Raw genomic sequence first — 20,333 nt, 5'->3', positions numbered from 1 at the left:
GATCACCTGAAGCAGTGGCAGCTAAAATTTGACAACAAAGGAGCAGATCGGAATATGGGATCGTTATACAAAGACAACAATAGCCATTACACAGAGATAATTTTTAAACCATTTTTAATAAACGAGAGTCATAGTTTTTTCCAAGCAGCTAAATATCATATTTGGAAGTTAGGTCTAACACTGATAATGGTATCAATTTGTGCGTGCCAATCAACTCAATCAACTGAATTGGAGACAAAGCCAGTAAAAGCTAATGAATTGGAAATGAGGCCAATAGAAGCTATCCCAGAGGTTGCACATCCTCAGAATCCATGCCCTATTCCTCAAATCCCAGTCGATAACCAAGCTCTGACTAACTTACATACAACTTCTCAAGTAGAGCTGGAAATACGAGATATCCAACAAAAGTCTTTTGACTTAGCAGTAGAAACAGCTCAGAGTACGGGCAGAAGAGATGAGCGACTTGCGAGCGCGAGTATAATGTATCAACGCCTGACAGAGCTTCATCCTCTAATTTCGTGTGAAGCGAGCAAGCAGACATTAGCAATTATTTGGTCAGATGCTCGCCTAGATATTGGGTATGTCCTCTCAGATGGAAAAGAGCTGGCTCGTCCTGGTTTGTATGTCTACGTACAAGCACTCAGACAAAAAAATATAGAAAATAAAGAGACCCCGTAAGAACTTAAGTGGATATCTTTTTTCCTCAAACTTTATCTAAATTAATGAGAATTAGTGAGCGATCGTACTTTTTGAGATTGCGGATCGTACATAGGGTCAAATTCCCTTTGAGTAGATCGCCAGTTTTGAGGTAATTTTCTGTTTCGGGCAATCAAAACTCTACAATAAAATTATCAAACATCAGTCAGCGAGTCAAATTATTCCAGCAGCAACAGTGCGGGGAAACCCAGTTCCAAAAACGCAACTGAAAACTATTACGAAAATCAACAGCAGTGGGACAGCGAGTACAAAGCTGATACTTATACTACTCAAAGCAACAGCGATGAATCGACAATAACCGCGAGTAAAAGTAACGGCAGCACTGAGGGGAACAATACCAATTCATCTAACAGTAGCGATACCTCCCGTACTTGGAATTCACAGACAGTTACCACTTATAAAGATGGCCAAAGAACAGAAAATGGCAGTTCGAGTTACGAGAAATGGTCGAGTGAAAGCACTTACGATAGTAACGGCGTAGCTAGTTCGGTGTCCAAGTATTCTAGCTGGAGTGAGAGTTACAGCAAATCTTATTTTAAGGGAGGTTACAGTTGGACAGAAACTGTGAGCGGTTACGACTCAGAATCGGTGACGAAAGGGGGTGTCTATACGAGTAATGGTAGCAGTTGGAGTTGGACTCGGAGCGGGACGGTATGGGATGATGGTCGGAATAGTTGGAGTGAAAGTTGGTCGAAGTCTAGTTGGAAAGATGGGGAGTATTTGCCGGGTGAATATGAGGTAACGAGGGGGTCATTTGACCCAGAAGGAACACAGACCCAGACGAATAATTTGCCGCAATTTGGGGAGGCGCCGCAGTTGACTAAGGCGCCGAAGGGGGAGGTGCCTGTGGATTTACAGAAGCCTCCGAAGCCTAGTGATGATGTTTGGACACCACCGCTTCGTACTGTTACTCCTCCACGAGAAATAGAGAATGCTCCAGATAATTGGTTCGCCGGTGCTGGGGGTATTGGTGGACAACCTGATGTCAGTAACATGACGTTTATTCAGAAGTTAAAGGCTGCAATTCAACTGGTACCGGAGTTACTTGTGGGAGATGCTAAAGCTGCTTTTCAGCAACTCGTGAATGACCCACAATTCTTGGCTGCATTAATTGCTGTAGGGCTTGCTTTTGCAGCTTTGCAAGCTATACCAGGTGTAGGTCAAGCGATTGATGCTATGCTGATTCTACTCTGTGGTTTTTCCGCAGGATACAGCTTAGGTAGCTTTTTCTTCAAAGCATGGCAAGCGAAAGATGAACAAGGGTTACGTGCTGCTGCTAATGACTTCAATAATTTCCTTAAGGAAGTAGGAGTCTTTACGGTAATTTGGACGCTTAAACTCGCAGCTCGTTTAATGCGTTCATTACGAGGAGGTACTACAGCTACGCAGGTTCTAAAATTCCCACTCGATCTAAACGCCCCTCCTGGGATTATTTTGGAATCCGCACAGCCAAGCCTTTTAGATAGTAAGTTCCAGCAGGTTCCTGGAGTGATTCAATCAATGGTCAACGGAGAAGCTATTCCTCCTATCGCTGGTTTCAGGCAAGGAAACCGTTATATTATCTCAGAGGGAAATCATAGAATGGCTGCTGCCCTCAAGTTGTATGAAGAAACTGGCAATCCACAATATGTACAGCGTTTACTAGAACATGGGAGATGGACTGAATTCTCTCCGGAATACGTAAACAAAACTTATAGAATGACGAAGTAGACCACGCAATACTGTGTAAAAATATGCGGATTTCATTTGACCTTGATGACACTCTAATTTGCGCTCGGAAAGAAGCCCCGTGGGAACCCAATCGGGTACCATTTTTCCTCAAACCTTGGATTAACGAACCATTGCGACTGGGAACACGCGCATTGATGCAGGAATTGAAAACATGGGGACACGAAATATGGATTTATACAACTTCCTACCGTTCCCCTTGCTCTGTACGCCTGTGGTTGCGTTGCTACGGCATTCAAGTAGCAGGGGTCATCAATCAAAATATCCATAGAGATCATCTGCATCGCTATCCAGGCGATTCCTTGCCCAGCAAAAATCCGCGAGCGTTTGGTATTGACTTGCATGTGGATGATTCTGAAGGGGTAAAATTAGAGGGTAAAAAGTATGGTTTTAAGGTGGTTGTGATTTCCCCAGAAGATTGCAATTGGACTCTGGCAGTTCTGGAAGCAGTTGGACATCGGTAAAAAATCGGAACGAAAGCGATCGCAACTCCTAAATTAATCTTTACGTAGCAATAATGCGATTAATTTACCGTATTTGCCAGCGCAATCGATGTGGAGTGAGAGTTACAGCAAGTCTTATTTTAAGGGAGGTTACAGTTGGACGGAAACTGTGAGCGGTTACGATTCGGAATCGGTGACGAAAGAGGGTGTTTCGACGAGTAATGGCAGCAGTTGGAGTTGGACTCGCAGCGGGACTGAGTATGATGATGGTCGGAATAGTTGGAGTGAAAGTTGGTCGAAATATAGTTGGGAAGATGGCAAGTATGCGCCGAGTGAATCGGAGGTAACGAGGGGGTCATTTGACCCAGAAGGAACACAGACCCAGACGAATAATTTGCCCTCATTTGGGGAAGCGCCGCGGTTGAATAAGGCGCCGAAACAACAGGTGCCACCGGATTTAGTGAAGCCTCCGAAGCCGAGTGATGATATTTGGCAATTACCGACTGTGATTTTTAAGGAGCCTCAGTTTAAAGAGGTCTTTGGTAGTAGTGGCTGTGATTCTGCTTCGGGTGGAAGTGGGAATGATGATGTAGCCAATAATCCGTCTGGTGGAGGTAATCCGTATGACGACGATCCATGCTATAAACTCTTACAGGAAATTGTAGCTCTTGGTAAAGAGTTGAAAAAACGCTACGACGATTTGCGTTTAGACGATCAGGATCTTTATAATCGGCGTTATGAAATGACCGATCCTCCCGTCGGGCGAATTCCTCCCTTATCGGGTCGTAGGACTACTGTAACTGGCGAGCCCGGTTCTTGGAAAGGACACATAAGAAAGTATCAAGAAGTTCAAGACAGGTTGAACGAACTGATCGAGAAGTTTCAAAAGAATGACGATTGTGATGATGACAATGATCCGTTTAATTTCAACCTGCAGACAGGGTATGATGATGCACTCGAATATTCAGTAAAAAAACCTCCTGAACAGCCAGATATCAGAAACAAAAGTAACTTACTGGCACGGGCAATTGAGCTTGGCGCACAGGTAATAGACGGTGTTTTATGGGTAGGATCGAATGTAGGAGAAGCTGTTCTGAGCGCATTAAAAATAATTGCATTGCTTCTGGGGTTAGATTTACAGTTTTTGAACGAGTGACAAATACTATCATTTATGACAAAAGAAAACTGTTTGGAACTTAAATTATCTTGGAAAGATGGGGAAAGCGGAGAATATTTTGAGGCTTTATCTTTACCAACTCTACCGTGGGCTGCTCCTTTCCTACCGTTGCTGGGATTGCCAAATGCTCTATTAGAGCAACCGTCCATCTGGGAGTCCATTTATACCCAGGCTTTTATTGAGCATCAGACTCGCTATCGCCTGAGAGATTGGACAGGCACACACGGGGAGCGAGCCGAACTGGTACGGCAGGTAGTCACGAAGGCGTTGTCGCTGCTAGCACAGCAGATGGGACGGAATGTGGCAATTGATTTAGAGAAATGGGCCAGGTTTCACGTATGCTGTCCTGAAGCCGACAGAGCGATGAGAGAGTGGGAAAAAACTCTTAGGGGTGCCTATCTTTCGCCAAATTCCCGTCGATATCATCGAAAAGTTCCTCCACCCGCCGTCTTAGTACCAATATTGCCTCTTATTGCTGAACTGGTAAATTTCGATCGCAGAAAGGAGATCGACCAGCATTTGATGCGCGTCGCCCCGCCCCCGGACTACGAGCAGATCCCCTACGAATATATGGAACATTGTTTTGAAGCAACGATCCTATCTGGGGTAATCGATCGAGCGCTGACGCTGAAAGCTTTGCAAACAATTGCCTCTAGACTCAATGACACGGAACGTTCCGAAGTGGTAACGTGGGCGCAGGCTCAAGCTCGGATTCTGTATAGAGGTGGTAACCCAGAAAATCTGTGTGGAGATAAGTATTTGCAAGTTGAACTACCCTGTTTTGATGTTCCATCATTACTTGACTTTTCTACTTTAGATGAGAGTGCAATTGACGGAAGCCACCACTCCTGATAAGACCGTAGATTAACGATCGCACACCGGGTACAATTTTCTTTGAGTCGATCGACCGGGGCGGGCTAGTCATTTTGTGCGCTCGAATTATTGTCGATAGTTTGAGCTGAAATGGCGATCGTACACAGGATACAATTTCCTTTCAGTCGATGATCGGCCGGTCTGATTGAACAAACGGGCGTTCTCACTTTTTTACACGCTGCATGATCGATCCTGCAGGCGATCGATCGGCTTGAAAAAGCTGTTGTACGGGCGATCGTCGTGCGCTCTGATTTTTGTGTAACATCCTTCAGGGGATATCAGCACGCACCCCTGTCTGGCGTGCGATGACACGGCACTAATTCTTGGATGAACACGGATCTCGCCCCAATCTAGGATACAACGAGGCAAGAAAACCCGGCCTAGCTTGTAAACTAGGGATAACAGAATACGCAGGAAAGATTTATGCCGTCGGAAAACCAAGACTTGCTCAAAACTCAAACACCTAACAGTCCAAAATTGCCAGTTCCCTCAGATATTTTGTTGAGCTTGGTCGCCTTACCCATGCTGGGCGGGTTGGTGGTGGCTAAAGCTGCTGCTGAGTTTGTTGCGTCGATCGGCGTTGAAAGCGAAGAAGTCTTTCGGGGCTCGCGCCTCCCCGTACTCAACTTTCCTCAATCACAGGATTAGAAAGCCCAAGGAAGGATGCTGCTAGAAGTTAAATTTTTTGACCCCGCCCAAAAACGGATACCAGCCCCCGACTCCTGTCGGGGACAGATAAAAATTTTCGACCCTAGTTCAACTTCCCAGATTCATCTTGGGAGTAAATCTAAAATCGTTCGACTGAGCGCGACTCGACGCTCGCGCTCGCCGATCCTCTCACGCCGATCGTCTAAAATCTCAAACTAGCAAGTTAACTGACCTGAAAGCTTGACAATAGGTACAATCCGTGCTGTGAGAATTAATCTTTCCTTATACTTTGTACATAAGTGCCTTCTACTTTCTACGTTGCAAAAAGAGTCTCAAATTTGACTGCAAACAAAAGTGTTTTAGGCGAAACTAAACAATACAACTTTCACAGACACCCGCAGCTATTGAGGAACAGCCCGATGAGTTCAGTCCTCCAGTCTTCAGAACAGGCTATTGATGCAACATCTATTTCCCATTTTCCCGCTTACTCCAAATCAGACCTGTTTCTGCGAAATCGCCTCAAAGTTGTAGAGGACTTGTGGGAATCGGTGCTGCGACAGGAGTGCGGGCAGGAATTGGTGGATTTGCTCCAACAAATGCGATCGGTCAATTCCGCCGAAGGACAAGCCACTCACTTTCGCGAGTCGAATGTCGTACAGCTAATCGAAAAGCTCGACCTCAACGCCGCCATCCGCGCCGCTAGGGCTTTTGCACTGTATTTTCAGTTGATCAACATTGTCGAACAGCACTACGAACAGCGAGACCAACAGCTAGCTTACGCTAGCAGCAACGATGCTGGTGGGCGGATGTTTTCTAAGCTGCCAGGACAAGCAACGGATGCCCCCGATCGCCCGCGACACAGGGAAGGCCCAAGCCCGGCCCAAACGCCTCTGAGCAGTGCAGACAGCAGCGAGACGATCGCCCGAGATGCCGGAACTTTTCACCAACTGTTCCCGATGCTGCTGCGCTTGAACGTACCCAGCCAGCAAATCCAGCGGTTGATCGATCAGTTAGACATCCGCTTGGTATTCACTGCTCACCCGACGGAAATTGTCCGCCACACGATCCGCACCAAGCAGCGGCGAATGGCGAAGATTCTCCAACAGCTAGACCAAGTTGACGAGAAATTTCAGGCGATCGGAACCGACTCTCAAAGCCCCTATCCGGTGTCTTGCTGGGAAGCAGCGGCTCTCCAAGAGCAACTGATGGAAGAAATTCGCCTCTGGTGGCGCACTGACGAACTGCACCAATTCAAGCCGACTGTACTTGACGAGGTGGAGTACACTCTCCACTACTTCGAGGAAGTTCTGTTTGATGCTATTCCCGAACTCTACCAGCGCTTAAAGCAAGCGCTCCACGCTTCTTATCCTTATCTGAAACCGCCGAGTTACAATTTTTGCAAGTTCGGTTCTTGGGTGGGTTCCGACAGGGACGGCAATCCTTCTGTGACTCCAAAAGTTACTTGGCAAACGGCTTGCTATCAGCGCCACTTGGTGCTAGAGAAGTACATCGCGGCGGTGAAGCGACTGAACGAACTTTTGAGTTTGTCGCTGCACTGGAGCGACGTGCTGCCGGAATTGCTCGAATCTCTCGATCGCGACAAATCGGAATTCCCGGAGGTTTACGAGCAGTGGGCGATTCGCTATCGGCAAGAACCTTATCGGTTGAAGCTGGCCTACGTGCAGCAGCGACTGGAAAATACGCGAGATCGTAATTGGCGGCTCTATAAAGGAGACGAATTGCAGCGGGAGCGCGAAGCTTTGTCAGCAAATCCCGGAATGACCGGCCTTTATCGATCGGGCGCTGAGTTTTTGACCGAGCTCAAGCTCATCGAGCACAATTTAGTGGAAACAGGTTTGAGCTGTCGGGACTTGGAAAATCTGCTGTGCCAAGTAGAAATTTACGGATTTAATTTGGCTTACCTAGATATCCGCCAAGAGTCAACAGTACACTCCGAGGCTTTGAGCGAAATTGCTGAATACTTGCAAATTTTGCCCAAGCCTTACAATCAAATGTCGGAATGCGATCGAATTATTTGGCTGGCAACGGAACTGCAAACTCGCCGCCCTTTAATTCCAGCAGAATTGCCCTTTTCTCCCAAAACTTGCGAGACGATCAATACCTTCCGAATATTGCGGCAAATGCAGCAGGAGTTTGGCCCGGAAATTTGCGAAACTTACGTCATCAGCATGAGCCACGATGTCAGCGATTTGCTGGCGGTTTTGCTGTTAGCAAAAGAAGCGGGACTTTACGATCCGGCGACAGGAATTAGCAGTATTCAAGTAGTTCCCCTGTTTGAAACGGTGGAAGATTTGAAAAAAGCGCCGGAAGTAATGCAAAAAATCTTTGATCTGCCGCTTTATCGAGCTTTGCTAACAGGAGGATACGCGCAGGAACTAGCGGTAGAAAACGCAGACAATCTCAAATGCCCAATCGAAACTCTCAAATTGCAAGAGGTGATGCTGGGCTATTCCGACAGCAATAAAGATTCTGGTTTCCTCAGCAGCAATTGGGAAATCCACAAAGCTCAAAAGGCTTTGCAAATGGTAGCGGAAAAACACGGTGTGGAGCTGCGAATTTTTCACGGCCGAGGCGGTTCTGTAGGGCGCGGCGGCGGGCCTGCTTACAAGGCAATTCTGGCTCAGCCTGGAAAGAGTATTAGCGGGCGAATTAAGATTACTGAACAAGGCGAGGTTTTGGCTTCTAAATATTCTTTGCCGGAGTTGGCGCTTTACAATTTGGAAACGGTGGCGGCGGCGGTAATTCAAGCTAGTTTGCTGCACACTGGTTTTGATGGCATTGACCCTTGGAATGAGATTATGGAGGAGTTATCTGCGCGATCGCGATCGCACTACCGCCATTTAATCTACGAACAGCCGGATTTAGTCGATTTCTTCCACCAAGTTACCCCGATTCAAGAAATCAGCCAGTTGCAAATTAGTTCTCGTCCGGCCCGGCGCGGGGGCAAAAAAGACATCAGCGGTTTGCGAGCAATTCCGTGGGTGTTTAGCTGGACTCAAAGCCGCTTTTTGCTGCCTTCTTGGTACGGTGTCGGCACGGCTTTGCAAGAGTTTTTGCTGGAGGAACCGGAAGAACACATGAAACTTTTGCAGTATTTTTACTTGAAATGGCCGTTTTTTAGAATGGTAATTTCTAAGGTGGAAATGACTTTATCTAAGGTGGATTTGCAGATTGCAGAACACTACGTGCAGGAGTTAGCTTTGCCTGCTGATAAGGAGCGTTTTAAGGCTTTATTCGATCAAATTGCGGCAGAATTTCACTTGATTCGCGATTTGGTTTTAACGATTACCGGACACCAACGTTTGTTGGACGAAGATCCCTCGCTGCAGCGTTCGGTGCAGTTGCGAAATGCGACGATTGTACCTTTGGGTTTGTTGCAGGTTTCGCTGCTGAAACGCTTGCGGCAGCACGGTAGTGGCGGGGTTCCGGGGGTGATTCACTCGCGTTATAGCAAGGGTGAATTGTTGCGGGGAGCTCTGCTGACGATTAATGGAATTGCTGCGGGGATGCGGAATACCGGCTAGGGAAATAGTTTTGAGTTTTGAATTCGTGGTGAGGTGCGCGATGGAGCACCTTGCTACTGGTAGTTGCAGAATTCAGGCGATCCCCCATTATATAGCCTTTCTCAGATAGATGAGGTACAAGTTTAGATTTTAGATTTTAGATTTTAGATTTTAGATTGGGGGATTGGGGAATTTTTAATTAATTGGTGAATACCTCATCTTTCCGAGAACCGCTATAGTCACAGCCATAGAAAACTGTTAATGTGAAATAAATAATTTTCCGGAATTTTCCGGTAAATGCTGGTAGATGGTGGTAACTTAGATTAAGAACATTCTACCGCCACCGATGACCAAATATGTCACACCGCGAGAAGCTTGCAAAATCCTGCAAGTCTCAGAAAAAACGCTTAGAAACTGGGAGCTTGCCGACAAAATATCAGCAATCAGAACTCCCTCCAACCAGCGCCGCTACGACATTGACAGCGTTCTCGGAACAAAACACAACCGAGTCACAGCTATCTATGCCAGAGTCAGCAGCTACAAACAGCGAGAAGACCTCGAAAGACAAGTTGGCTACCTCCAAAGTCTCTACCCGCAAGCTAAAGTCTTCAAAGATATCGGAGGCGGACTCAACTTCAAAAGAAAATCACTGCTTGCCCTTTTGGGACAAATCATGTCAGGATCTATCTCAACAGTTGTGGTCGGACACCAAGACAGACTCGCAAGGTTTGGTGGCGACCTCATCAAATGGATCTGCGAGCAGAACGATTGCGAACTCATGGTTCTCAGTAGAAGTGAATTGTCTCCAGAGCGAGAAATGGTTGAAGATATCCTTGCCATCATCCACGTCTTCAGTTGCCGACTCTACGGACTCCGAAAATACAAATCTGCTATCAAAGAAGATCCGAGTTTACCCGGAAATCGGGCTAGCAGCGAAATGGAGGACTTGGATTGCAGCAAGTAGATGGTGTTACAACCAAGCAATTGCTATTGTTAAAAACGAAAGAATTGGCAAGTACGACTTAAGAAAAAAAGTAATGGACTTGGCTCCTGCTTGGGTATCAGAGCAACCTTACAACCCGCGACAAATGGCAGTATTTCAAGCTTTTGAAGCACATAAAGCAGCTAAGAAGTCAAAAGGAATAGCAAAGTTTAGAAGCCGTTTCGACGCATCTCAGACTATCAGGTTCCAAAAGTGTAATTGGAAATCCGGGACTTTTTATCCGCTGTCTACTAAGGGGTTAAGCTTTAAAGCATCGGAGCCTATTATTGAAGAAATGCAACACGAACCAACACTAAGCTTGAGCGACGGGCAATGGTTTATTGGCTATGCTGTTGATGCACCTAAAATAGAAGCGATTAAAAGCGATTTAGCTATTGCTTTAGACCCAGGCGTGAGAACTTTTATTACTGGCTTTTACGGCAGTGAATTTATCGAAATAGGAAAGAATGATATCGGTCGTATCTATCGACTGGCAAGACATCTAGACAAATTAATGTCACGTATAGGGTTGAGCAAAGGAAGGCAACTCAAGCGGTTGAGGTATTCCTTGAGAAAGTCAGCAGCAAAAATTCGGATTAAGATTAAAAACTTAGTCAATGAATTGCACAAAAAAGCTGCTAAACATTTGACAGTCAAATACAAATTAATTTTGTTGCCGACCTTTGAAACGCAACAAATGGTCAAGAAAGGCAAGCGCAGACTGGCAACTAAAACAGCTAGAGCGATGGTAACTTTGAGTCATTATCGTTTTAAACAAATGTTGAAGCATCAAGCCGCTAAACATGGGGGCTTTGTAGTAGACGTAACAGAAGAGTACACATCGAAAACTTGCTCAAAGTGTGGACATATCCACACTAAATTAAACGGGTCTAAAATCTTTAAATGTCCAGAATGCGGACACACTCTGGACAGAGATTTCAATGGCGCTTGCAATATTTTATTGAAAGCTTTGAGAGATACCTCCCTGATAGAAAAGCTTGCAGCTTTCTCTATCTTGCCATACACGGCAAATTCTGGCTTAGTCCTGAATTTACCGGGTTAAATGTATCTGTTCGCTATCCTAGCTGAGATTTTTTATGTCTAAACGCAAACAGTCTGAAGGTTGTCGCCCGATGCTGCGACGCACTTTTTTATTTTTAACGGCCATCGCTTTGGCGCGGGTTGCGGCTGACTATTTTGCGATCGCCCAAAACCGAGATAGTTTCTTGACTCTCATGGGTCAACTGTGGCAAAAGTCACTCGCTTTTTTATCAAGTATACAATCAAATCAAACTCCTCAACCTCTCCCTCGCAATCCCATTGTAAAATCGGCAAAAACCAATCAACCTCTGCCGAGTAATCCTATTGTAAAATCGCCCGAAACTTCTCCTGCTACGCAGCCGTCTCAACCTCAAATTATCAAACGTTCTGCTAAGCAAGCAAAACCCGTACAAGTCAGCAGCCAAAATGTAGCTGGCGCAAGTTTTTATCTCACAACTATTGACCTCGCAGACCCAGAAATTTATATCACAATGGGGTTAGCTAATAATGCAGACTTGGCAAATACTTCTAAAGTCACGCGGGGCGACGAACCTTTTGAAAATATGGTGTCGCGTTACCGGGCTGCTGTTGTTGCTAACGGGACTTTTTTTGGTAAAGATGAGCAGAAATCTGTGCTGGGAAATATGGTGGCTGCGGGTAAGTTTCTGAAATATAGCCGATGGGAAAATTACGGCACGACTTTGGGGATTAAAGCGGGAAATCAATTGGAAATGGTGACGGCTAGAACTGAAGGTAAGCCGGATTGGAGTCAACATTGGTTTTCTCTGACTTGCGGGCCGAGATTGGTTAAAGGGGGGAAAGTTTGGCTGTCTCCTTTATCGGAAGGTTTTAAAGATTCTCATGTTTTGGGCGTGGGTTCGAGAACGGCGATCGGCTTTCCGGCTTCGAGAGATAAGTTATTTTTGGTGACTTTTCTTGATAGTTTGTCTTTGGAAGCAGAAGCTAATGTTATGCGGGCGATGGCGTCCCGCCCTCGCCCGTGCTACGGCTGTTTTGAAGCGATGAATTTGGACGGGGGCGCTTCGGTGGGTTTGGCTCATCAAGGGCAGATTTTACAGCAGTTCCGGGTGTTATGAGGTACAATAAGAATAGATTAAAAAATACACCAATGAAAGCATATTCAGTAGATTTGCTTTCCAAAAATAGTAGCAGCCCATCAAGATCAGAAGCTGTCGATCAGAAAAACAGCAGCGATATTTTCCGTCAGTAAAAGCTCTTTTCAGAAACTGGTCAAGCAACAAAAAATAGAGGGAAATTTACAGCCGAAACGAGAGTGGGAAACCGAGATACAGTCATTTGAATAATTCCACAGCTTCTTTGAGAGAAATAGTGGCAGCACATCCCGATGCAACCAGGGTAGAATTGTGTGAGTTATTTGCCCAGAATACGGGAAATTGGGTGGGTAGAACAGCCATGTGTAACGCCTTACAAAAGTTGGGATTAAATCGTAAAAAAAAACAGTGAGAAGTAGCCAAGTCGGCACTGAAAGAGTCATGAAATTAAGGTTAGAGTATTGGGAAAAAGTCAAGCATATCGACCCCAAAAATCTAGTCTTTTTAGATGAGACTGGAGTATTACGCTTGTTTAACCAGAACTCATGCTTCCAACGAGGAACGAGAGCCTATGCAGTCAAACCTTTTTATCGAGGCAAGAAAGTCACAGTAATTGGTGCAATTAGTTTCCAGAGAGTAGTGGCATTAATGACCATAGACAACTCGATGGATAGCCAAGCATTTGAGGTGTTTATAGAGCAATGTTTAGTGCCACAATTGTGGTCGGGAGCAGTAGACGTGAATTGATAACTTACCAGCGCATAAAGTAGATTCAATTAAGCCCGTAGATTGAAGCGGTGGATGCTTTTATCTTGTGTTTGTCCCCATACTCTCCTGATTTTCATCCAATTGAATTATGGTGGTCGCAACTCAAATCTTTATTGATCCAGTTTTCACCAACCACCACTAAAATGGTTTACACCATAATTGCTGTGGCTCTTGACTTAATTAATCCGAAACATCTTAAAAACTGGTTTACTAATTGCTGCTACTGTACCTCATAACATCCGGAAGTGCTGTATGGATTTATTGCAGGCAACGTAATAGACCTCTTGCAAAAATAGCTGGGACGGGCTCTCCGGCCCGTCCCACAAAAAGTTTTTTATCTTGTGGGATGGGCCGGAGAGCCCGTCCGAAAATTTGATCGAAAGGACTTTTGCAAGAAGTCTAATGAAGCTGTAGCGATTTCAAGCGCTGGGTCAAAATATGCCCTTATCCTGATAAAGCTGCAACGGTTTCAACCCCTAGGCTGGGAAATACCATTTTCCCAGCCTAGGACGTGGAAGTGCGGAGGCTACGTCACGTTATGGGCTTTAGCCATTCTTAGAGTTTTTGATGATCAGGACGTTTTGCGGGGAGCATCCGAGTCTTACTCCCTTCCCGCTATAAGATACAGTGTTTTTTGACGAGTTTGCCGTTTACGATCGTCCCAGTTACTCCTGTTCTACCTGATCGCACGCCTGGAATTTTGAGGCGGGTACGGTAAAGACCATTACTTGCAGTTCGGCAATTGCATTTTTCAACCAAACTCGGCGAGATCGGGGCTGTAATCTTTAGCCGATATCAGATGCCAATTGGTATTACCAACTAGCCTTAAGACCTGCTCGTGATACTGTACCAAAGTCGGACGGTGACCGACACTGATAAAGGCAGTTCCTGTTTCTTTGAGCAACTGATAGAGCCGTCTCTCGTTAGCCACATCCAATGCACTCGTTGATTCATCCAAAATAGCGTAGCGAGGTTTAGTCAGCAGTAGGCGTGCAAATGCTAACCGTTGTTGTTCTCCTAGTGACAAAACATCAGCCCATTCCAATTCCACATCAAATCCACCTACCCGTTCTGGCAAATGGGAAAGATTGACTTGTTCGAGCACTTCGTGCAGTTGTTTATCAGTAACTTGACCGCTGGTGTTGGGATATAGCAATTGGCTGCGTAAGTCCCCTAGCAGCATATAAGGCCGTTGGGGCAAAAACAGCGTTTCCTCCGGTTTAGGACGGACAATGCAACCCGTACCCGCATTCCACAATCCTGCGATCGCTCGCATTAACGAACTCTTGCCAGCGCCAGAAGGTCCAACAATCAAGACGCTTTCACCCTGCCCCACCTTGAAAGATAAATCTCTAACTAAGATTCGCTCATAGTTAGGCGTCTCTAAGGTAACCTGTTGGAGGGCTAGATAGTGCTGTTCCACAACATCAATCGTTGCCATGCCCGCTCGAGGTGCTGCCATTTGCTCGGACAGAACCCGATCAAATGTTCCTAAACGATTAATCTGAGTGGTAAAGTTAGTTAGCATATCAAAATTCTCGGCAATAAAGCCCAGGGCACTTAAAATAGACACAAACGCTCCAGAAGCTTGCGTTACCTGCCCAAAATCTATCTGGCCCGCAAAGTATCGAGGAGCTAAAAAAACTATAGGTAAATTTGTAAATATCATCTGGCTTCCTTGGGTAAAAAAACCAAGGTTACGCTGCAAGACAATCAGGTTATTGAAATTATTCAAAGCTTCATTAAATCGCTGTGATACTGCACTAAATTCACGCTCTTCACCTCGGTAAAATGCAATGGATTCACTGTTGTCTCGAAGATGAACCAAACTATAGCGAAAATTTGCTTCTCGTTGTAACTGATTAAACTTTAATCTACTTAACCTCTTACCTATAAAGATAGTGAAAACAGTTCTAAAAGCAGCCAGTATAAATACAACTAAAGTCAGTGTCTTGTCAATTGTAAAGAGAACGCCTAGAAAAGAAATTATTGTGACAACTTGGTTGAATAATAATCCCCAAATATCAATATTTTGCTTAACAAACAAATTAACGTCTTCAGCTAAACGCTGATCGGGATTATCAACCTTATCATTGAACTTAATTTTGTAGAAACCTTGATTGCTAAAATATTTCTTCAGTAAGTGATTCGTTAGCCACTTTCGCCAGTAGAGTTGCAGTACATTTTGCGAATAGAAGAAGGAAACCATAATGGGCGTGAATATGGCAAACACACCCAATAGCATCAGCCACATCTTATAGAAGTCTGAAACATTCTTTCCCGTGACTGCATTCATCAAGTCCCGCATAATATAGCTCAGGACTATGCTTACACCATTGAAACCTAGCATTAATAACATTACGAGGGCGAACAACCCCCTAGCTCCCCATTTTTCTCTGGAAAAGAAGTAGGGGTTGGCGATCGACCAAAACTGCTTTACCGACTGCTTCAATTGATTCATCTTTTCTTATGGGTAGGAAAAATTGTGCTTTGGTGGAAACTAGCTGTAGCGGATGGGGCAATTCTCATCGTTCTTGTCCATCAGCGATACCTGGTATGGGTAATGCTCCCGTGGTACTTCCCTAATGATCCTCGGATCGCTTCAGGATTTATATCTTAAGATAGATGACAAAGCTTAAACATCAGTAATTTTACTGATTTTAAATCAGTAAAATGGATTATCCCCGCCTAAACACACAGCGGGATTTTTTCGACGGGCTGCTAAATTCTGACGAAGGGATATTGCCGCCGGGACGGAATTTGACGAATGTCCTGGTGGTTTACGATCGCGAATATCCGGCGCCGGCTCGATTAAAGCAGTCTTGGGAACGCTTTCAAAAGGGATCTCGACCAACGCCGGACAAATCAGTGTTTTTTGATTGATCTAGCAGAAGGAAGTTCGGCAACGCGCACTGAATCGGGATGTAACGGATGGAGGAAAGAACGAAGAAGGAAGAAGGAATCGAGGGAGCATCCAGATTTTGGGTGGTGCTCCCAAGGGAAGGATGAGAGAATTAGAGACAATGCTATAACCAGTGGTTGGGATACGTCCTTTCTGCCGCTAAATTATTAAAGATGACGGCGCACAAGACCAAGATTATTGATCCCTCAAAAGCAGGTGTTAGCAAAAATTTCCAGTCTGGTTGGGTCATCATGACGACTAAGGCAACTGCTCCCGAAGGCGGATGTAGAGTTCTGGTAATCTGCATAATTCCGATCGCAGTAGAAACAGCCATTCCCATCGCCCAGGGAGAAGAACCGAGAAAATGCAGAATCATTAAACTGGTGAGAGCAGCGAAGAAATTGCCCCCAATGACATTCCGGGGTTGAGCCAAGGGGCTGTCAGGGACACCAAAGATCAGAACGCTTGTAGCGCCAAACGGAGCCATTAGTAAAGGAGAATTAGTTTTTACGGCAAGATAGGACGTTGCAGTAATTGCCAAAAAACTGCCAATCCAACTCCAAACAATATGCCGAGGATGAGGTCGGTCTATTGGGCAGGTCAATGGACACGATCCCCATCTCCCAAAGGTTTTAAACCAATAACTTTCCCATTTCAGTCGAATTTTTTTACGGTCAATCATAAATCACGTTACTTGATAACCAGGTTTCTTAAATTGTCGGAACTAGCGTTCGCTAAAGTTAAGATATCATAACAATTGGTCAAAAAGTAGTTAAAAGCACAGATTTTTTACTTCTATGCCACTCCAGCAGCTAACCACTCGGTTGGAACTCACGCCCAGAGCACCATTCTCGCTTAACAGGCTGGACGGCCGGTTCCACAAAGAGTAGATTTTCTGCTTGTGGAACAGGCCCCAGAGCCCGTTCATAAAAGGCTTATTGACAATAGACCTCTTGCAAAAATAATTAGGACGGGCTCTGGGGCCCGTCCCACAAGAAGAAATAACTCTTGTGGGACGGGCCCCAGAGCCCGTCCCATCAATTGATGAAAGGATTTTTGCAAGAGGTCTAAAGTTATGCAAGCGATGGCGTCCCGCCCTCGCCCGTGCTACGGCTGTTTTGAAGCGATGAATTTGGACGGTGGTGCTTCCGTGGGTTTGGCTCATCAAGGGCAGATTTTATTGCCGCCGGGACGGAATTTGACGAATGTCCTGGTGGTTTACGATCGCGAATATCCAGATCCTGCTCAATTAAAACAGTCTTGGGAACGCTTTCAAAAGGGTGCTCGACCAACGCCGGACAAATCAGTGTTTTTTGATTGAATTCGCAATTGATATAATATTCAGTAAGCTTTTGCAGGCAAAGATTATGACAGCAACAAGAGAAAAAATCTGGACTGTGGAAGAATATCACCGCATGATTGAAGCTGGCATTCTCACTGAAGGTAATAAGATTGAATTGCTAGATGGGAGAATTGTTGAAATGAGCGCACAAACTCCACCCCATGCTGCTACAACCCAACGCAGCGATCGATATCTACAACACCTGCTAAGAGATTTAGCATTAATTCGCGTGCAGTTGCCAATTACTTTAGCAACTTCGGAACCGGAACCCGATATAGCTATTGTTGGTATCGATCCGGGAGATGATCGCGACCATCACCCAAATCCTAGCGAAATCTTGCTGTTAATTGAAGTTTCCTACTCGACCTTACAAATTGACCGCCGGGAAAAGGCCCCGATTTATGCGAGAGCAAATATCGATGAATATTGGATATTAGATGTAGCGGCCCGCGAGGCATATATTTACCGGAATCCTGCACCGGGAGGCTATCAATCAGAGATAATTGTTGCAGATAATGCTGTGATTAGAATGCTAGCTTTTCCTGAGATTGAAATTAGTTTTTCCGAACTGTTTTTGCCTGTTTAGTTTTGGTTTTAATTTTAAGCGCAGATGGGGGCGGATGAACGCTGATGAACGCAGATAAAGATTTGGAAGCAAGAAGAAGTTGGTATTCTGCGGCGGCGACGGCTTACAATCGAGCCAGACCTCGGTATCCGGTGGGTTTGATTGAAAGTGCGATCGAATTAGCTCAGCTTCCGCCAAATGCAAAGGTTCTGGAGGACGTGGGAGGGGCGATCAAGTTAGAACATTTGTGTACTTTTCAGATTAGGGAAAAATCCTGATATAGCAATCCTAAATGATTCAGATAAATTTGTAGGGGTAGTGCTACCCCTACTCCCCGTGCCTACCCCCTATCTATCGGGCAACCACGGGGAGTAGGGGTCGGATTGCCCCTACAATAATTATGAGAATGATTTAGGATTGCTATAGTACCGTTTGCGATTTTATTTTGAAGTGACGTACTCGCGCGAGGCCGGGAGTACCTCCTGAAAGCTGAGAAAGTCTATATTGTTAGGTATTCTTAAAGCTGAGTTGGATCGATACCCAATTCTTGCAGTTTTGCAGCCATGCGATCGCGCTGTTGTTCGATTTCATCTCGCTGTTGTTCGAGTTCATCCCGCTGTTGTTCGAGTTCATCCCGCTGTTCCATTAACTCTACGTAAGACAAAAACCGCTGTCCATCGGGACGAATCACCTCTAACTCTGGTTCTGCAAACACAAACCGGACTCCTAGACGCGGACTGATCCACCCATCCAAGGATTCGATTACCGTTAGTCCTGTTTCCCCTCGCAGCCATCCTGTTAGATCGTTATTCTCTGGGTTATAAAGGTAATATTCTTCTACACCAAAGCGGTTGTAAAACTGCAACTTCAGCGCCATTTCCGATAACGTATTTCCCGGTGACAATATCTCAAAAACGACTTGCGGAGCGATATTATCTTCTCGCCATTGCTGGTAAGACCCTCGATATCCTTTGGGTCTACCAAATACCACCATAGCATCGGGGGCGCGCTTCGTCTTATTATCGCCTTCGACGGGATACCACAGTAAATCCCCGGCTACGAATACAGTTGGATTGTCTTTAAATAAGGCTTCGCATCCTTCTTTTAGTTTGACAATCCAAGCAAATTGGAGCGTGTTATCTGACATAGGCTGTCCATCGCTGTCTGGATACAGGACTTTTTCTGGTTGTTTCGTTAGCGGTGGCTGAGTTTGTAGTTGAGGAGTCATTTGAGTAGCACCAGAGACTTCTAAATCTGATTATAACCGAATACGGTTCAGTTAAGGAAAATTGTAGCGAAAATGTTGGGCGGAGTGCAACGGAGGGGTCGTTCCACTCCGCCCAACCTACGCACTTAAATTTTTTGAGTCGAGATTGAGAGGATACAAAATATGTGGTAATTTACGGAAAAAAATATACAATTATCATAAGGATTATCGAGATGAAAGACGAGTTGATAGCTGGAATCACTGCACTTGGTGGTTCGTCATTGGCTGGTTCAAAATTGCCACCATACCTATAGCCACTACTGCAACAGTGCCTGCTGCTGGTCTCGCAGGTTTGTTGGGCTTGACAACGACAGCAACAACTATTGTGAGTGATCCAGTGACTGTCCCAGTTGCTGGAATTCTGGCAGTAGGGGCACTTTTAACCTATGGAGGTTATAAAGCTTATAATTTTGTCAATAACCATCCGTAACCGTTTTGTTTAGTACAGGAACTACGCATCTATATGTCTGTCATTCTGAGTCGTTCACTACGCTTCCTGAGATTGAAATTAGTTTTTCAGAACAGTTTTTGCCTGTTTAGTTGGTATTTTAGAGCATATTCCATATGAGCCTTAGCCAGAAAAAAATTAAGCCTAGTGTTGAGTTTTTAGTTACTGTCGGATTTCTATTAGTCATAGCTATTGTAGGAAAACCAACTGCGCGATGGGCTAAAGCTACATACGATGCTTACAAAGCAAACACAACAATATTGACAGCATCAGATACAGAATATCGTCGTCTCCTTGCGATAATTCAATCTCAACAACCTGGTCAGACTTTAAACCAACCTATTCCTGTAAAGTTCGCCATTCCAGAGAAGATATTCCAGGCTGCGATCTCACCTGATTTATTAGGTAGAAGTAGTCAATACGAACCTCATACCAGTAATGGAAAACTTGCCTGCGCTTGGATGGTTAATATGGCTGTGAAGAAAGCATTGAACTATCAAATTGGCCAAAATCCTCTCTATGTTCCATCCGTTGTTGAGGCTCTAGATGGTGGAATCGGGCATCGGGTAGAACAACGTCATACAAGACGCGGTGACATCGCGGTTGCTAATGGTACGGACTATGAGAAAGGGCTTTGGCATATCGGAATTTGTGCAAACGATAAATGTACTCTCATTCTATCCAACTCCCCTTTTACCACTCGATTTGAGTGGTTATCTGATGCGAGCTTTGAAGGTGCTTTTGACCATTACCCTGGTAAGACTACGTTCTATCGAGTAATTAAAAGCAATCCGTGAAATATTTACAAACACCAAGTCTGAAATCTCCTCATCTG

Annotated in this window: 21 protein-coding genes; 17 read left to right on the top strand and 4 right to left on the bottom strand. The window is 45.1% G+C overall.

Annotated elements, in window-relative coordinates; genetic code table 11:
- Positions 1-54: 54 nt before the first annotated feature.
- The 10 genes from QUA00_RS00230 to QUA00_RS00185 all read left to right on the top strand — a co-directional run bounded on the left by QUA00_RS00230 (position 55) and on the right by QUA00_RS00185 (position 12,230).
- Positions 55-678, top strand: coding sequence for a hypothetical protein (locus tag QUA00_RS00230; RefSeq protein WP_333408327.1), 624 nt, complete (start codon positions 55-57; stop codon positions 676-678).
- Positions 679-1,281: 603 nt separating this feature from the next.
- The gene (locus QUA00_RS00225; protein WP_333408326.1) at positions 1,282-2,427 is read left to right on the top strand and encodes a hypothetical protein; all 1,146 of its coding nucleotides are present in this window, start codon (positions 1,282-1,284) and stop codon (positions 2,425-2,427) included.
- Between the two features lie 23 nt (positions 2,428-2,450).
- Positions 2,451-2,909, top strand: a complete 459-nt coding sequence (locus QUA00_RS00220; protein ID WP_333408325.1) for a hypothetical protein — start codon at positions 2,451-2,453, stop codon at positions 2,907-2,909.
- 88 nt (positions 2,910-2,997) lie between these two features.
- Positions 2,998-4,044 (top strand): hypothetical protein, encoded by a 1,047-nt coding sequence (locus tag QUA00_RS00215; RefSeq protein ID WP_333408324.1) that lies wholly within the window; start codon positions 2,998-3,000, stop codon positions 4,042-4,044.
- 15 nt (positions 4,045-4,059) lie between these two features.
- Positions 4,060-4,917 carry a hypothetical protein gene (locus QUA00_RS00210; RefSeq protein WP_333408323.1) on the top strand — a complete coding sequence of 286 codons (858 nt, stop codon included), beginning with the start codon at positions 4,060-4,062 and terminating at the stop codon, positions 4,915-4,917.
- Positions 4,918-5,361: 444 nt separating this feature from the next.
- Positions 5,362-5,586, top strand: a complete 225-nt coding sequence (locus tag QUA00_RS00205; protein WP_333053485.1) for a hypothetical protein — start codon at positions 5,362-5,364, stop codon at positions 5,584-5,586.
- Positions 5,587-6,005: 419 nt separating this feature from the next.
- Positions 6,006-9,131 carry a phosphoenolpyruvate carboxylase gene (ppc, locus tag QUA00_RS00200; protein ID WP_333408322.1) on the top strand — a complete coding sequence of 1,042 codons (3,126 nt, stop codon included), beginning with the start codon at positions 6,006-6,008 and terminating at the stop codon, positions 9,129-9,131.
- A 325-nt stretch (positions 9,132-9,456) separates the two neighbouring features.
- Positions 9,457-10,074 carry an IS607 family transposase gene (locus QUA00_RS00195; protein ID WP_333135348.1) on the top strand — a complete coding sequence of 206 codons (618 nt, stop codon included), beginning with the start codon at positions 9,457-9,459 and terminating at the stop codon, positions 10,072-10,074.
- A complete protein-coding gene (locus QUA00_RS00190) occupies positions 9,998-11,155 on the top strand; it encodes a transposase (RefSeq protein WP_333408400.1) in 1,158 nt (385 codons plus the stop codon). Before QUA00_RS00195 ends, QUA00_RS00190 begins: the two co-directional genes overlap by 77 nt.
- Before the next feature lie 34 nt (positions 11,156-11,189).
- Positions 11,190-12,230 carry a phosphodiester glycosidase family protein gene (locus tag QUA00_RS00185; protein ID WP_333408321.1) on the top strand — a complete coding sequence of 347 codons (1,041 nt, stop codon included), beginning with the start codon at positions 11,190-11,192 and terminating at the stop codon, positions 12,228-12,230.
- Positions 12,231-12,446: 216 nt separating this feature from the next.
- Here the strand turns inward: QUA00_RS00185 and QUA00_RS00180 are convergent, their stop codons facing one another.
- Positions 12,447-12,569 (bottom strand): hypothetical protein, encoded by a 123-nt coding sequence (locus QUA00_RS00180; protein WP_333408320.1) that lies wholly within the window; start codon positions 12,567-12,569, stop codon positions 12,447-12,449.
- A 45-nt stretch (positions 12,570-12,614) separates the two neighbouring features.
- Here QUA00_RS00180 and QUA00_RS00175 point away from each other — a divergent pair, with 45 nt between their 5' ends.
- Positions 12,615-12,953, top strand: coding sequence for a transposase (locus QUA00_RS00175; RefSeq protein ID WP_333141200.1), 339 nt, complete (start codon positions 12,615-12,617; stop codon positions 12,951-12,953).
- A 772-nt stretch (positions 12,954-13,725) separates the two neighbouring features.
- Here the strand turns inward: QUA00_RS00175 and QUA00_RS00170 are convergent.
- Positions 13,726-15,435 carry an ABC transporter ATP-binding protein/permease gene (locus tag QUA00_RS00170; protein ID WP_333408319.1) on the bottom strand — a complete coding sequence of 570 codons (1,710 nt, stop codon included), beginning with the start codon at positions 15,433-15,435 and terminating at the stop codon, positions 13,726-13,728.
- Between the two features lie 212 nt (positions 15,436-15,647).
- Here QUA00_RS00170 and QUA00_RS00165 point away from each other — a divergent pair, with 212 nt between their 5' ends.
- Entirely contained in the window at positions 15,648-15,857 is a 210-nt protein-coding gene (locus QUA00_RS00165) for a hypothetical protein (RefSeq protein WP_333408318.1), read from the top strand.
- A 143-nt stretch (positions 15,858-16,000) separates the two neighbouring features.
- Here the strand turns inward: QUA00_RS00165 and QUA00_RS00160 are convergent, their stop codons facing one another.
- On the bottom strand, positions 16,001-16,480 hold the full coding sequence (locus tag QUA00_RS00160) for an HPP family protein (RefSeq protein WP_333408317.1): 480 nt from the start codon (positions 16,478-16,480) through the stop codon (positions 16,001-16,003).
- 471 nt (positions 16,481-16,951) lie between these two features.
- On the opposite strand from QUA00_RS00160, the gene QUA00_RS00155 reads away from it, so the two are divergent.
- From QUA00_RS00155 to QUA00_RS00145, 3 genes are read left to right on the top strand one after another with little or no spacing between them, the layout of a single operon-like run.
- On the top strand, positions 16,952-17,197 hold the full coding sequence (locus tag QUA00_RS00155) for a hypothetical protein (RefSeq protein ID WP_333408316.1): 246 nt from the start codon (positions 16,952-16,954) through the stop codon (positions 17,195-17,197).
- Positions 17,198-17,243: 46 nt separating this feature from the next.
- Positions 17,244-17,804, top strand: a complete 561-nt coding sequence (locus QUA00_RS00150) for a Uma2 family endonuclease (protein ID WP_333408315.1) — start codon at positions 17,244-17,246, stop codon at positions 17,802-17,804.
- Between the two features lie 44 nt (positions 17,805-17,848).
- A complete protein-coding gene (locus tag QUA00_RS00145) occupies positions 17,849-18,061 on the top strand; it encodes a hypothetical protein (protein WP_333408314.1) in 213 nt (70 codons plus the stop codon).
- Between the two features lie 239 nt (positions 18,062-18,300).
- Here the strand turns inward: QUA00_RS00145 and QUA00_RS00140 are convergent, their stop codons facing one another.
- Complete coding sequence (locus tag QUA00_RS00140; protein WP_333408313.1) at positions 18,301-19,011, bottom strand: Uma2 family endonuclease; 711 nt, start codon at positions 19,009-19,011, stop codon at positions 18,301-18,303.
- 145 nt (positions 19,012-19,156) lie between these two features.
- Here QUA00_RS00140 and QUA00_RS00135 point away from each other — a divergent pair, with 145 nt between their 5' ends.
- Both QUA00_RS00135 and QUA00_RS00130 read left to right on the top strand, forming a co-directional pair.
- Positions 19,157-19,480: a hypothetical protein gene (locus tag QUA00_RS00135; protein ID WP_333408312.1), complete on the top strand. Its 324-nt coding sequence runs from the start codon at positions 19,157-19,159 to the stop codon at positions 19,478-19,480.
- A 134-nt stretch (positions 19,481-19,614) separates the two neighbouring features.
- The gene (locus QUA00_RS00130) at positions 19,615-20,295 is read left to right on the top strand and encodes a hypothetical protein (RefSeq protein WP_333408311.1); all 681 of its coding nucleotides are present in this window, start codon (positions 19,615-19,617) and stop codon (positions 20,293-20,295) included.
- Positions 20,296-20,333: the final 38 nt, after the last annotated feature.

Origin of the sequence: Microcoleus sp. T2B6 (genome assembly GCF_036700475.1) — a bacterium.
GTDB lineage: Bacteria > Cyanobacteriota > Cyanobacteriia > Cyanobacteriales > Microcoleaceae > Microcoleus.
This window is presented reverse-complemented; position numbering and strand designations above follow the sequence as displayed.